General features: G+C 63.8%; 10 protein-coding genes. 7 read left to right on the plus strand and 3 right to left on the minus strand.

Going from position 1 to position 12,184, the window contains the following annotated elements; genetic code table 11:
* Positions 1 to 1,002: 1,002 nt before the first annotated feature.
* The gene (locus tag LG324_RS02985) at positions 1,003 to 1,857 is read right to left on the minus strand and encodes a toll/interleukin-1 receptor domain-containing protein (protein ID WP_404351675.1); all 855 of its coding nucleotides are present in this window, start codon (positions 1,855 to 1,857) and stop codon (positions 1,003 to 1,005) included.
* 243 nt (positions 1,858 to 2,100) lie between these two features.
* Here LG324_RS02985 and LG324_RS02990 point away from each other — a divergent pair, with 243 nt between their 5' ends.
* On the plus strand, positions 2,101 to 3,174 hold the full coding sequence (locus LG324_RS02990) for a hypothetical protein (RefSeq protein ID WP_404351677.1): 1,074 nt from the start codon (positions 2,101 to 2,103) through the stop codon (positions 3,172 to 3,174).
* 145 nt (positions 3,175 to 3,319) lie between these two features.
* Here the strand turns inward: LG324_RS02990 and LG324_RS02995 are convergent, their stop codons facing one another.
* A complete protein-coding gene (locus tag LG324_RS02995; protein WP_404351679.1) occupies positions 3,320 to 4,531 on the minus strand; it encodes an IS110 family transposase in 1,212 nt (403 codons plus the stop codon).
* Between the two features lie 426 nt (positions 4,532 to 4,957).
* On the opposite strand from LG324_RS02995, the gene LG324_RS03000 reads away from it, so the two are divergent.
* From LG324_RS03000 to LG324_RS03020, 5 genes are all read left to right on the plus strand, one after another.
* On the plus strand, positions 4,958 to 5,515 hold the full coding sequence (locus LG324_RS03000) for a hypothetical protein (RefSeq protein WP_404351681.1): 558 nt from the start codon (positions 4,958 to 4,960) through the stop codon (positions 5,513 to 5,515).
* A 191-nt stretch (positions 5,516 to 5,706) separates the two neighbouring features.
* Positions 5,707 to 6,078: a hypothetical protein gene (locus LG324_RS03005; protein ID WP_404351683.1), complete on the plus strand. Its 372-nt coding sequence runs from the start codon at positions 5,707 to 5,709 to the stop codon at positions 6,076 to 6,078.
* 314 nt (positions 6,079 to 6,392) lie between these two features.
* Complete coding sequence (locus LG324_RS03010) at positions 6,393 to 6,617, plus strand: hypothetical protein (protein WP_404351685.1); 225 nt, start codon at positions 6,393 to 6,395, stop codon at positions 6,615 to 6,617.
* A 1,035-nt stretch (positions 6,618 to 7,652) separates the two neighbouring features.
* On the plus strand, positions 7,653 to 8,327 hold the full coding sequence (locus tag LG324_RS03015; protein ID WP_404351687.1) for a hypothetical protein: 675 nt from the start codon (positions 7,653 to 7,655) through the stop codon (positions 8,325 to 8,327).
* A 149-nt stretch (positions 8,328 to 8,476) separates the two neighbouring features.
* Positions 8,477 to 8,965, plus strand: coding sequence for a hypothetical protein (locus LG324_RS03020; RefSeq protein ID WP_404351689.1), 489 nt, complete (start codon positions 8,477 to 8,479; stop codon positions 8,963 to 8,965).
* A 768-nt stretch (positions 8,966 to 9,733) separates the two neighbouring features.
* On the opposite strand, the gene LG324_RS03025 is transcribed toward LG324_RS03020, so the two are convergent.
* Positions 9,734 to 10,012, minus strand: a complete 279-nt coding sequence (locus tag LG324_RS03025; RefSeq protein ID WP_404351691.1) for a DUF3892 domain-containing protein — start codon at positions 10,010 to 10,012, stop codon at positions 9,734 to 9,736.
* Between the two features lie 1,068 nt (positions 10,013 to 11,080).
* Here LG324_RS03025 and LG324_RS03030 point away from each other — a divergent pair.
* Entirely contained in the window at positions 11,081 to 12,163 is a 1,083-nt protein-coding gene (locus LG324_RS03030) for an IS110 family transposase (RefSeq protein WP_192912052.1), read from the plus strand.
* Positions 12,164 to 12,184: the final 21 nt, after the last annotated feature.

A 12,184-nucleotide genomic window follows, 5' to 3' on the forward strand; every position in this document is an offset into this window, starting at 1 on the left:
TTCTATGCCCACTAACGGCTAATTGGACTCACCGAGGCAATCAAATACTGCGCCGCGCAATGGCATGTTGCCTTCTCGCTTCAAGGCGGTTGCGCAGTCGAGAGCGAAGCGTCAACCGTCCGCCGACATTCTCAAGCCGTAGCAGGCTCATCCAAGAGGGCACCCGGGACGCTCCCGCGCGCATCGGTCAGCTGCCTGCTTCATCGAGGAAGCCGGCAGGGCGCAACCTGCCGGGCACGCCCTGCCGCGTTTGCGCGCACTAGATGCGCACGTTGAACACCTCGCCACAGTGACCACACTTCATGAGGCCAGTTGTAACCCTCGAGAACGGGCCCAACTTTCGGCGACACTTCGGACAGGGCACGTAGATCGGCCCGTTGACGCGGCGTGTGTTCATGAGGCGACCTGCCCGCCTGGCTCGGCCCGTCGAGGGCGCGTGGCACCCGACTTGACGTTCTCCTTCATTGCGGTTCTCTCAATCCACGACCCTGTGGCTCGCCAGGAAGGTGGAGGATGGCGGCCTCAAACCAGAGAGTCCGACGACGTGCGACCCGGCACCGGCCGACGCGGGTCGTTCTATTCTGCGCCGATCGGCAATCACATACTAGATGTAGTAGACGACATCGGATAGGCCGCAAGATCTGGTGTTGCACGGTTGTACTTCCACCTCCCGTCACGAGCATGGAGACAGTCGCGGACTCCTCCAACGTGACATGTAGCCGGCCACGACCTCTGTGACCCGTGGAAGCCAAGGTCGCTGGTGAGGGTCAGCTAGGCACGAAGGCTTGCTTGCCACGTTTGGTGAGTTGGCTGGACGGCGCTGGTCGCACCGAGCAGGCCGGTTCATCGCTTCGGCTCTCGGGTAGACATGAACCGCGGCTGGGCGTTGACCACGTCAAGCATCGCGAGCGATGATTGGTCCGCCTAACCGAGCGAGGCCGGGGTCGGGCCGTCACCAGGTGCCTCTGATCACCTGAGGAGGCTTGCGCGGACTCGCCAGTACTACGCACGGACAACCTCAGCCAAACTGTCAGCTATCTCATCGACTGTGGCTACTGCCGTGTTCAGGGCCATGACCCCGGCTAGCAACGGTGAGTGCCGCTGAACCTCGTCCTTCGAGACGTGATGCCAGATCGGAAGGACCAAATCTTGGCCGGACTCCATCTTCTTGCCGAAGAGGCCATCCAGCTCTGCTTGGGTCCACTGCTTGGCGAAGAAGTGGGGCGAGATGATGACCACGCCAAACCGGCAGCCAGCGATCCCCGACTCAATTTCTTGGCGGATACTCTGACCCACTTTGATCTGCAGTTCATCGAACCAGACGGTCACCCCGCGCCGTTCGAGGGCATCCCTCAGCGGGCGAGCAATTTCGTCCTTATCCTCGCTAGCGTGCGAAAGGAAGACGTCGGTGACCAGTGAATTTCTGGACGCGACAGAGGGCTGAGGGTCGGTTAGGCGCTGATCCTTGAGTGCGTCGCCGAGACGGCCTGGGGCAAACTTCGCCGCCGATTGTTGGCTGTTTCGGCGGAGGTCGGCAAGCGCCTTCGATTGAGCCGTCGCCCGTTCCTTTTCGACCTTCTCCAGCAATTTCGTGATCCTGACCTCAGTATCCGCCAACTTCGTCTCGAGGTTTGCACGCGCCTTCTCGGCGTCATTGGCCTCCTTCGTCGATCGCTCGGCCTCCGATGTCTTCATGCGGATGGTTGAGGCGCTCTTCGACCGGGCGGCCGCCCCCTGAGCGTCGGCGGCCTTCTTGCGCTTTGCGGCGACTTTGCTGGAGGCCTTGCTGATATCGACACGCAGACGGTTGGCAGCCTCTCGGTGGCGCCGAAGTTCCCCTTCGTTGCTCAACGTCACTCCTCGGGGGTGCGGATGGTGTCCTTCAGGGTAGGAGGAAGGACCAACACCTCGGCGCCTAAGCGTCACTTTGCCGCCAGTGGCTGTCGCACGGCGGCCGCACTCGGTGCCGGGCCTACAGACTCCCATTGCCGACAAGGGATGATCGCCAGCGAGACCAGCACCTACAGGTGCCGCCTCTGGGAACACTTGGCAGACTGCGATCAGTCCCACCGACGGGGCGTGTGAGAAGGGGTGCGTTTCATGGTCGAATTCGGGGCGAAGGTGGCGGAGGACAAGGGCCGCCGGCTTGCGAGCGCGTTGAGTGCCGGGCTAGCTCCCGGCGAAGACGTGTGGATGATCGTGCGTGCCAACGGCGTCAAGCCCATGTTGGACCACATTGTCGTGACGAGCGCCCGCGTGATGGGGGTCCTGTCCACCGACGCCTCCATGCGTAAGAAGCAGATCTTCTCGGACGAGTTTCAGAGCGAGTCCGTGGGGATGAGCGCGACGGCTTGGCGCATGCTGACGTTCGTCTCGCACGCCGGGGCAAGCCTCAAGTTCGGGGACTTAAGTCAGAAGAGCGATGTTCCGCGGGTTCTCGAGGTCTTGGTACACCTTCGGGAGCACGGTGACGGTGCAAGGGCGAGAGAGTACGACGCGCAACTCGAGCTACAAGGAGCCCTGGATTCTGCGCGCTTCCTTGACGACGCGACGGTGATCTCCAGCCAAATCGTCGGCGGTGAGGTCAGCAGCAAGGCGCTGGAACAGATCCGGAGACATGCCCGGGCGGGAGAGAGGCCGTGGTTGGTCCTGTCGAGCGGAGCGGGAGGTGTGATGGCCGCCTTCGATGACCGACTGCTGATCATCAAGACTGGCGCGCTCACGTCGATGATGGCCGGATCTTTTGGTGGAGGGCGGACTGCAGTCTTTGACTTCGCGCACATCACGGGAGTTGAGTACAACTCGGGAATGCTCAACGGGGTGCTTGAAGTTCTGACGCCGTCTTATCAGGGAACGTCCAACAAGGATTTTTGGCGCGGGACGACGCAGAGCCGAAATGTGAACAGCGATGATCCCTTCACTCTCTCTAACACGTTGCCACTCGATCGGTCGACGTACGCTCGAGCGCAAGACAGTCTGAACGCGCTCCGAACCAAAATCGCCGAGTCCAGACGCCCGTCCGTGGTCGTTCAGCAGAGTCCTGTAGCGACCAATTCGCCTGCAGCCAGAGACATTTCCGAACTCGCTAAGCTGCACAAAGCCGGGGTGTTGTCAGACGAAGAGTTCGCTGATGCAAAATCCGCCATTATTGCGCGCCTGAAGGCAGGCAACTAGGCCACGTTGAGCTGAAGTGCCTGCGCCAGACGGTAAGCGCGAATACCGCGAAGGCTGGGTGCGCGTAGATGCTACGGGGTGCTTTAGTAGCAGAACGAACCCCAATGCGTGCCAAACATTGCGTCACTTCGGCACCCCTCTAATGTCAAGGCGCGGGTTCGAGCGGCCTGGGGGTCGTGCTCTTCCGTGTTCTCGTGGTGGGGCGTAGCGTCGTGGGTGCGGGTCCCGGGAGTGGCTGATCCGAAGTGCCGGTGGGCGGGTGCAAGCCGGTCGCGCTGGAGTGAAGAGACGCCCCGCAGTGCCCTCCCGGGCCCGCGTCCACGTCCGCGGCTGGCTGTTTTTGAGCGTCGGCGCGAAGGCGTCGGAAGAGGGCATCGGAGATGCGTCGTTTGAGGCAGCGCATGGCTTCGGCTTTGGTCTTCCCGGCGGCGATCTTGCGCTGGTAGTAGGCCCGCCCTTCGGTGTCGTGGCGTAGCTGGGTGGTCGCGGCGATGTGGATCATGTGGTTCATCCGCCGGTTCCCGGCGCGGGAGAGCCGGTGTCGGACGATCTCCCCGCTGGAGGCTTCGATGGGTGCGGTGCCGGTCCAGGAGGCGAACCGGTTGCGGTCGGCGAACCGGGCGACGTCGCCGACGTCGGCCAGGGTGCGAGCAGCAACGACGGGGCCGACACCGGGCAGCTCCATCAGGGTGGACCCGGACGCGGCCACCATCTCCTTGAGCTCGCGGGTGATGGCCTTGGCCTTCTTCTCGATCACCACGAGCTCGGCGATCTGTTCCGCGGCGAGCCGGCGCCGGGTCTTCCCGGCGATGTCCCGAGGCTTGACGGTGGCCAGGATGGTCTTGGCCTGGCCGGTGCTGATGTTCTTCTTCGACTGTCCCGGAACCAGTTCCGACAGCAGCCGGTGGACCCGGTTCGCCGCCTGGATCCTGGCGCGGGTCAGCTCCGCGCGCCGGTCGACCAGCAACCGCAGCGCCTCGAGCTGCACGTCGTAGGCCAGCACCCGCAGCCCTTTGGTCCGCACCGCGACCACCGCCACCGCGTGCGCGTCGTGGGAGTCGGTCTTGCGGTTGTGGCCGGTGTCGAACATCCGCGCCCGCGCGGACAGCTTGGCCGGCACGTCCACCACGTGCTCACCGTCGGCCAGTAGCCGTTGCGCCAGTGGCCGGCCGGCGCCGCTGCTGCCTTCCACCGCCCACACCCGCTCCGGGAAGGACGCGACGTGCCGGCGCATCGCCGCGTAGCCGGTCTTGTCGGTGCCGAACCGGCCGGCACCCAGCACCCTCTCACTCTCGTCGACGACCTCGATGGTCGCCGACAGCTTGTGGGGATCGACCCCGATGACCACTCTCGCCATGAGCTTCTCGCCCTTCCCGTCGTCACTGATCCGTTGACACCGGGCGGGCACTGCTACTGAGAGCTGGGCAGACCCCTCTTCAGCCACGCTCCGGCACGGTGTCCGGCGGGAACGCAGACCGAAGTTGAGCCACACCAATCAACCTGGTGGGCAGCCGCATGGAGAGCTTCCCGCCGAACACCTAGACCGAGTCTCGCCAGACCTTGGCCCTGCCGGAAGTCTCTAGTAGCCGCCTGCGGACGCGGGCTGCTTGCACAGATGCACCGGGAATCGCCGATGGCGGGGCGGCGACGGCTGTCAGCCATAGAGTTTGTTGCGGGCGGCTGCGGCTGGTTCGAGCCACTGGACCACTGCGGTAGGAGACGGATACCGCTGGAGAAGCGCGCCTTCGCGCGTGAAGATCGCCGGTGCCTGACGATGGCTCGCATGAGGACTTGGATTGCGGACTGGGGTCCCTTCCTGACTGTTGCGGCGACCCTGGGCCTCCTGGCCGTGACGTTTTGGTACGCCCGCCTGACGAAAACTATCGCTATCGCAGCCGTGGACTCGGCTAAGTCTGCCGAGCGGGCAGCACTGGCCGCGGAGGCGTCCGCCTCCTTGGCAGAGGCAGCTTTCCCGGTGGGTTTTGACGTGCATGTTCTTGCGGGCTTCTCCTACGGCGAGTGGTACCTCGGGGGCTTGACAATCGCGAGGGAGAACGTGACCGTCTTCGTTCACACCGTCAGCGCCGAAGCAGTGCTGCATCAGCCCGTTGACGAGCCCGACCATCCGGTGCGGCTTGAAATTCATGGCGGCCTCCCGGCCCGTCTCGAACCGGGGCACGAGATCTCCGGCTCCTTTCCTGAGGCGGAGAGGTTTGGATACCAACTTGCATTTGTACTAGTTGACGTTGAGTTTTCACTCGACTTGAACGGACCGCGGCGCCAGTTTCGGGCACGCGCGGCACCGGAGATCGTCGAAGGCTTGGATGACATGGGGTGCTGAGCCTGCGCGATTACCTGATTCAGGTCTCCTGCTGGCATCCCCGAAAGTCGACAGATGCATCACCGCACCGCGACAGCGCGTCCGGCGTGTGCATAGGAGTGGGCGCTGGATCCCGCGTTGGGCGTGGCATGCGCCGGACGTGCCACTATGCCTCTATGGGGAGAAGAGCAGGGGTAGCGCTTGTCAGTTCCATGACGCTCGCCTTGGTAGTTCCGGGCTGCTCGTCCGGCGATCAGGGCTCACCTGACGAGACACTGAAGGCGGCGTACAGGGCCGTCAGCGAGGGCCAATTCGCGAAAGCCTGCGAGTTCGTTGACGAGCAGGCCAAGAGGAGCTTTGCGATCTTCGGTTCCACCTGCGAGGCCGCCATGGCCAAGGAGTACCCGCCCGAGACTCGCGAAAAGATGACCGATGTGGAGATCGACATGGGTGGCGTGGACACTTCAGCCGACGTGGTCACAATCCCCGAAGAGGCTGTCTCCTTCGATGGCCAGCCCGCGCATGACGGAGACACGACGCTCGTAAGACGAGATGGAAAGTGGTGGATCACAGGCGGTCGGTAGATGGCACCTGAAGCGCGTGCCGAGTTCTTGATGCCAGATCGACCCGCAGCCTGTTACCACTCCCTGGTGCGTCTAACCGCCGCAAGACGACATGCCTAGGGCCCGAGTAGCCAGCGAGAGGCAAGAATGCTGGTCGCAGGTGCAGTCCTCAGGAAGTGAAGGAGCGAAGAATGAGTGATCTTCAGGCGGGCCTGATTACAGGCGCTGCCATCGCTGCTCTGACCTTCGTCTTGACCTCATCCGCGGAACTGCTCAGGACCCGGTGGTCCGTCCGTAGAGAGACGTCGGTCTGGCGCAGGCAAACCATGTACGCGGTGGCCGAAACCTACCTGCGTGCTGCCTTTGCCATCGCCGGGACCTCTTCAAACGCGCGGCGCGCCCGGCTCGACGGCTTATCTCTCCTCGAGACGCAGCCCTACCTGGATGTCTGCTCAGGAGAGCACCGCAAGATGGTCGACGCACTCTCTTCCCTCCGCCTGATCGCGCCGGCCGACCTGATCGGCGCGCCGAAGAGGTTCATGACTCGTCGCATGGCCTGATCAACCTCGCGATGGGAGAGCGAGAGCCTCTTGAGAGCACGGATGACGACGGTGGATGGTCGGGCGCCAGGAGGGCGGCGAACCGCGATCGCGAAGGTCTGATACGTGCCGTTCGGCAGATCTTTCAGCTCGACGCGGACGTGCCGGGTGTGAATCAGATGGTCGAAAGTGCGTGGAAGGTGCCTGCAGACCGAATTCGACGTCCGACCTACTCAAGTGAGACGCAGTAGGGCAAACGCATCAAGCCGCCTAGCCGCCCTAGTGCTCGCGCCCCAGAAGGGGCGGGTGCTCCGGTTGGCGCAGGAATTGTGCAGGCAGGGAGCTGCGTCATATCGCCGCCAAAGCCGATCGTCGCACTACTTCCGCAGGCGGCCCAACCACGGATGCCAGAGGCAACTTGCGAGCCTTTCGAGCGCCAGCTCGTGGGTTTCGGTGACGGGACCGGACGATATCGCCCAACCATCCTCTCCGTTCGGACCGATGCCGCGCTCGAACCGTGTCGCTGCCCGATGCGCCTCTACCGCTCGCATGTACCTCGCCACCACGCTGCGAGGCATTCCCGCGAGGATGGCGTTCGCTTCGAAGGCAGCCAGTGCCCGAGTGAACTCCTGAAAGCGGTTCTGATCAAATCTGAGTGCCTCCACTTCTGTCAGCGCTCGCCGCACGTCCGCGCGAGCCACCAGTCGCTCCCGTCGTTGTGTGACGAGCGGAGCAACCAAGCCGCCAATGATGGCCGCGGCCAGGGAAGAGATGAGGGTTAGCCAAGGCGTCACGCGCACAGTCTGGTGGCTGGCTCTGACAATGCACGCGCACCCCAATACCGCCGCGATCTCATCGTCTGTCGAGGGGTCGCGATAGGCGCCGTCAGGCCGCGTCCTGCCGCCTCAAGGAGGTCCCGGAAGTGGGCGGCCATCCCGTGGCGACCCTCGGGGAGTTGGTCCCGCACTCGAGACGTCCGGGCATTGCGGTCCCGCAAGTCCCGAACTGCGCTTGGCCCAACGAGCAGGGGCATCAACTGGCTGCAATCCTCCTCCCATGGAGAAGCCGAGGAAGTCCACCGGCCGCGAGGTAGTCGAAACAGCCGTTGCGGGAGCCGCCGGGTCAATACCTGTCGTGGGCAGCGTTCTGGCTGCGGGTCTGACCTTCGCACTCACGATGGCGCACAACCGTCGGATGGATGCGTGGTTTGACAGCATCGCTGAGCGCATCGACGCACTCGAGGACCGCCCGAGTTGGGAGGAACTCGCGGCCGATGACGCGTTCGTTGACGTGGTCATCGAGGCCAGCAGGGTGGCGGCCGGCTCAGCGCAAGAGGAGAAGCTGGCGGCCCTGCGCAATGCGGTAGTGAACACCATAAGAGGTGTCGAGCCTGACGAAGACCTGCGCTCCACATTCCTTCGTTACGTCGACGAGATGACGCCGACGCATCTGGCTCTGCTGGAGTTCATGAGCGGACCTGGTCGATTCTGTGACTCCCGAGGCTTCGAGCGTCCCAACATCTACATGGGATCTGTCCACTCGGTTCTAGAGGCGGCGCTTCCGAGCGTCGCCTCTAGCCCTCTGCTAGAAACGGCAGAGTCTGATCTCGACTCCAGGAGGCTGATTCACTCCGGCCTTAAGGTCATGATGACGGGTCCCGCGGTCTTTGAGACTAGGACGAAGCCTCTAGGCGATCGCTTCCTGCGCTTCATCACGGATGGGGACGCCTGAAGGACGCGCATTGGCGCCCAGGGGTCGAATCACCGGCGCACTCCCGAGGCCCGGCATGAACTGCCCCAACGGCCGGGGCACCGTGCTGCGTCTCTTCGCCGCGCGTGGCTGACCCTGGAGGGCGCGCGTCTGCGCAGTAGCGTTCAAGCATGATTGCTGGCCCCCCCGACACAAGCGCGCAGGGCTCGCCCGGTCCCACCGCGACCAACAGGGCGGTCATCCGGGCAGCATGCGCGGCCTTCAGAGCGGCTATAGAGGAGACGATCCCGCGACCAGTCGGCCTGGACGCCTTCCCCAAGGGCGCATGTGGTGACACCTGCGAGATGCTCGCAGACTTCCTTCGGTCCAGAAGTCTTGGCGATCCGACGTACGTCACCGGGCTGTCAGAGGATCATGCTCGATCCCACGCCTGGCTCGAGATCGATGACCTCATCATTGACATCACCGCGGACCAGTTCGGGGACGTCGAGGAGCAGGTAATCGTGACTACTGACCGGTCGTGGCACGAGTCTCGGTTCCCTTCGGTGGGTCGTCATCGCCCTGCCGGGCTGGCCCACTGGGATGGACTGACCCACGCCGAAGTCGAGGACTACTACTCGAAGCTCGAGAAGACTCTTGTCTTTGGCGTTCCTTCTTGAGGCCGTCGAAACCGTCAGGAAGTCTGGCAGGGGCCGATCCCCATCGCGTCTGACGTATCTCCGGGTCAGGAACGCATCTTTTCGCTGCGATGGATCTTTCAAGGATCACTGGGTGTCCTTCGGATCAGTGTCCGTGCCGCTGCAACCGGCTCAACCGAATCAGCGTGCGCCCAAGTCATGAGCTGAGTTCGTCCTCAGCCATCTCGTCCTCGGCGTCGCACCAGTGATCGCCAGCGTGACCAGGCTCCAGCCGGCAGTGAACCCCGCCAAAATTGCGCCGACCCTGAGGGAAGTACAGAGCGTCACACCAACCATCTGCATTGGCCACGGTGCCTCCAATCTTTCAGGCACGGGGAAGAGCCCGGCCACGGTTCAAGGGCAGTCGGCGTCGCAGCTGGTGCAGTGCCAATCGCTTCGGTTCTCGCACCACAGGTAGGTCTTCGCGCCGCAATCGACACACTCACCGTGGGGGACTTCGTCAAAATTCACGCTTCGACCCTACTTCCTAGTATGACACCCACCATCAACTGCGCCAGCCTCTTCAAGCGGTAGGCCCATTTGTTGAGGGTCCCCCAGACACTGATGAGGCGGCGGGAGGAACGGCCTGAATGCGGCGCGGCCGTGTCACGTCGCCGCGTGTCCGCGCGATCGCTCGCAGATCAGTAACCCATCTCACCAAGGTCAAGAAACGCGGTCCCGCCCTCACGAGTCAACCTCGCCAACATCAGTAACTTGTTGCTTCGGCCCCAGCGCCGCTAGGCGCAGGCGCTAGAAGCGGGGCAGCGACAAGAGGTTGTTGTTCCACTGCCCATCCGCGAAAGTCCGAAGAAAAGGCTCGCCATACTGGGGCCGGACTACACCCACCTCCGCACGCTGGAATCCGCTTCCGACGTAGGCAGAGTTGGAGGGATTATCCACCCAAGCGACCATGGTTGGCTTGTCGGAGGTGCCGGTCGCCCGGTCCGCTGGGTTGAGCCACCGGTAGCTGACGATGTGCTCGTGGCCGGAGCCCCCACTCATGCGGATATGTGTTATCTCGATGCTCATGACGTCTCCCGTTCCGGCGCCCAGGGTGAGCCCCTATGAGGAGACTGGCAGGAGGTTCTGACACCGCTCGTTATCGGCGGTCGGTGCGTCAGAGCGCCGCGAGATGCGTACGCCGGCGACGGAGTGCCCGTCAGGTCAGGACAGGAGCGCCGAGCCAGACGTCCCGACCCCAAGCGTCCAGAGGGTCTCAAAGAGAGAACTGCACGCGATCCTGCAACTAGACATAGGCGCCTCCTTTGCCTTGCACTTGATGGTTTCTTCCGGACGGTTCAGAACGAACTTCAGAGATACGAACCTGACGAGAGCGAGAACCAAGAGGACGCCGAGGGCCAAAAGGACTCCCGGAATCGAACCGAGAACTGCCGCCCCTGACCTGACCTAACGGACCATGGCACCCTACCCGCCGTGCACCAACTCGCGTCACACCGCCGCCTGCCGACCGCCTCAGGAATGCAAGCCGCTCCTTGAGTCGCTGCTTTGGCTCTGCTCTCTAGTCCGTCCGGCGTTGGTGCTTCGCAAACTTGTGGCGGTCTGTCCGGCCAAGGTCGCCAGAGTCATGATCAGCAATCGCGTCGGCCAACCAATCGAGCTGCTGATCGTTCTGTGGAGGGTCAGCAAGCACGTCCCTATCTTGCAGAGCGCCCAGTACTGCTCGGTGGATGGCAACCCAAGCGTGATCGGTCACCCCGCCAATATCCCGAACCGGTCGCCAGCGAACGAGCGACCTAATCGAGGCCGGGTGACCACGGTGAACGAGTGAACCGCCTGTAAGTCTTCGTCTCGGCTGGCCTGGGGCTGGCTGGCAGGGTTGGCGTCGGTCACCCGGTGCGCGTTGTGACTCCTGAATCGCCTGACCCCCCTTGGGGGTGTCATGCCTGGGATCTGTCCAGCGTGCGCTGGGTGCCGGCGCCGACCCTGGCCCACAACGATGGCTTGATCAGAAGCATGTCCACCAACGGGATTGCCGTCCCGGTGGTGTGACTCATTACAGGCCCGCCTCGTCGTGACTTCTCACCCGGGCTGACGCCGGCAACGACGTCCAACCCGAACAAGTGAGGAGAACATCGCATGCCCAGTCTGCCGGTCACGGTGGCTGAGACCTACCGCTACGTCGTAGGGGTCGACACCCACGCCGCAACCCACAGCTACGCCGTCGTCGATGACCGCGGGGCACTGCTCGACCAAGCCACCTTCCCGACCTCCCCGGCCGGGCTGCGTCGCGCGAGGGACTGGATCGGTCGCCGCACCCAAGGTGATCTCGACTCGGTGCTGATCGCCGCCGAAGGAACTGGCTCCTACGGGGCTGTTCTCAGCGACGTCCTGTCTGATGCGGGCTACCGCGTGGTCGAAGCACCAACCCCTCGGCGCGAACGTGGCCGCGGGAAGACCGACGCTCTTGACGCTGTCCTCGCTGCCCGTGCCAGCTTGGTCATGCCGCTGGCCTCGCTACGTGATCGCCGCGCCGGTCAAGCGCACACCGCGCTGCGGGTCCTCACCGTCGCCCGTGAGCACCTCAACGTCGAGCGGACCAGGTGCATCAACGCACTGACCTCGATGCTGCGCAGTCACGACCTCGGCGTCGATGCCCGAAAGTCTCTGACTTCCCAGCAGGTCACCACCATCGCTGGATGGCGACGTCGCGAGGAAGGGATCGGGACGGCGACCGCCCGCGCTGAGGCAGTCCGACTGGCCAAGCGCGTGCTCGTGCTCGATGAGGAGCTGTTCGAGAACCGTCAGCGACTGACCGAGATCGTCACCGCCGAGGCGCCCGAGCTCCTCGAATTGCGCGGCGTAGGCGCCGTCACCGCAGCCATCATCCTGACCGTCTGGTCCCACCCTGGACGCATCCGTAGCGAAGCGGCCTTCGCCGCGATCGCCGGCACTGCACCAATCCCCGCCTCGTCCGGCAACACCGTGCGTCACCGCCTCAACCGCGGCGGCGACCGCCGGCTCAACCGGGCACTGAACACCATCGTGCTGACCCGCATGCGAACTGACCCAGACACCCGGGCCTACGTCCAACGGCGCCTGGCCGAGGGCAAGACCAGCAAGGAAATCCGACGCTGCCTCAAGCGCTACGTCGGACGGCAGATCTTCCGCACCCTCGCCGCGACCCACCCAGGACCAGAAGTGCTCGCGCCAGCTGCTTGACACGACATAGAAGCATCCCAG

Source organism: Phycicoccus jejuensis (assembly GCF_044797865.1).
GTDB lineage: Bacteria > Actinomycetota > Actinomycetes > Actinomycetales > Dermatophilaceae > Phycicoccus > Phycicoccus jejuensis.